Origin of the sequence: Wolbachia endosymbiont of Drosophila bocki, assembly GCF_028982005.1 — a bacterium.
GTDB classification, from domain to species: Bacteria; Pseudomonadota; Alphaproteobacteria; order Rickettsiales; family Anaplasmataceae; genus Wolbachia; species Wolbachia pipientis.
The window spans coordinates 1-1696 of record NZ_JAPQLG010000219.1; the positions used below are offsets into that span (position 1 = coordinate 1).

At 38.7% G+C, this 1696-nt stretch carries 1 protein-coding gene; it reads left to right on the forward strand.

The window, feature by feature from the left end; all coding sequences use genetic code 11:
- The first annotated feature begins 140 nt into the window (after nucleotides 1-140).
- On the forward strand, nucleotides 141-1571 hold the full coding sequence (gltX, locus tag OZD61_RS05655; RefSeq protein ID WP_274980151.1) for a glutamate--tRNA ligase: 1431 nt from the start codon (nucleotides 141-143) through the stop codon (nucleotides 1569-1571).
- The last annotated feature ends 125 nt before the right edge of the window (nucleotides 1572-1696 follow it).

A 1696-nucleotide genomic window follows, 5' to 3' on the forward strand; every position in this document is an offset into this window, starting at 1 on the left:
TAGATATACCTCTTTCTTAACTATGCTTATTTTACCTCATATTTTCGAGATCCTTAACAGGTTCTCAGAACAAATAAATTCTAAATTGTTACAAACATAAATTTTAGCTATCATCATTTATATTACTGTAACGGACAAATATGCCAGGTATAGTCACGAGATTCGCTCCATCACCAACAGGATTTTTGCACACTGGAGGAGCTCGTACTGCTTTATTCAATTGGCTCTATGCAAAGCATCATGGTGGCAGGTTTTTGCTAAGAATTGAGGACACCGACAGAAAACGTTCAACGAAAGAAGCAATTGATGCAATTATAGAAGGGCTAAGATGGCTCGGTGTGAGCTATGATGGGGAAATAGTATATCAGTCAAAAAGAATAGAGCGGCATAAAGAAGTAGCAAACCTTTTAGTTGAGAAGGGTAGGGCGTATCACTGTTATTGCCCTGAGGATGAAGTTGCAGAAAAGAAAATAAAAGCAAGAGAAGAGGGCAAGATATACAAGCATAAATGTACTACAAAACCTCCTTCTTGTCATCCAAGTAGCCGACACTGGGATCCAGAAGAAAATATGTGGTCACGCGCTGGAATGACATCCGGTGTGAGGTCAGTTATCCGTTTCAAAGTGCCAGACTCACAAGAGATCGTCATTGATGATAAAATATACGGCCAAATCAAAGTAAATAGCAACCAGCTTGATGATATAGTGATCTTACGCTCTGACAACACTCCAACATATATTCTTGCCGTAGTAGTTGACGATCATGATGCTGGAATAACTGATATAATACGTGGCTCTGACCATCTCACTAATACCTTTAAACATCTGCTAATATACCAGGCTCTTGATTTTGACATTCCACGCTTTGCACATGTGCCGCTTATCCATGGGGAAGATGGGAATAAGCTATCCAAAAGGCATGGTGCCACAAGCGTTTGCGATTATGAAAAGATGGGAATATTGCCAAAAGCGATGCGTAATTACTTGCTGAGACTTGGCTGGAGTCACGGCAACGATGAGATTATTAGCGATGAGCAAGCAATAGAGTGGTTTAATTTAGAAAGTATTGGTCGTTCACCTGCACGGCTCGATTTCAAAAAACTGGAGCATTTGAATAACCACTATATTAGTAATATGAGCAATGAAGATATTCTGACTCTAATGCTTAGAGAAAATACTCTAACTGACAAAAAAAAGGGCTATTTACTGCGGGGACTGACAGGGTTAAAAAAAAGAGCAAACTACCTGACCGAATTATTGGATTTAGCAAAATTTTATATTCAAGATCCGCCACTTGATTTAAGTGAAGAGGCTGAGCAAATTGTCAAATCTAACCTCGATATAATCAAGTTACTCGCGTCATTTCTGTCAAAGATCGGTGATGAAAATTGGAATAAGGGTTTTTTATCTTCTCAGATCAAGGAATGTGCAAAATTGCACGATATGAAAATAAGCGATGTATACCACTCATTACGCGCCCCTATAACTGGAGTAATGGATGCACCTGGAATCATTGATATCATGGTGATTCTTGGTAAAGATGAGTGTATAAGAAGGTTACAAGCAATTTAAATGAAATAAGAAAATTTCTTGACAAGCTTTGCCAGCCCCTTTACCATCACAGTGGAGCTATTGTATTTGCTTTCGCCAATCTGCAGATTAAAAGGTAAGGATTACTTAATGTACCGGCGTCTTAT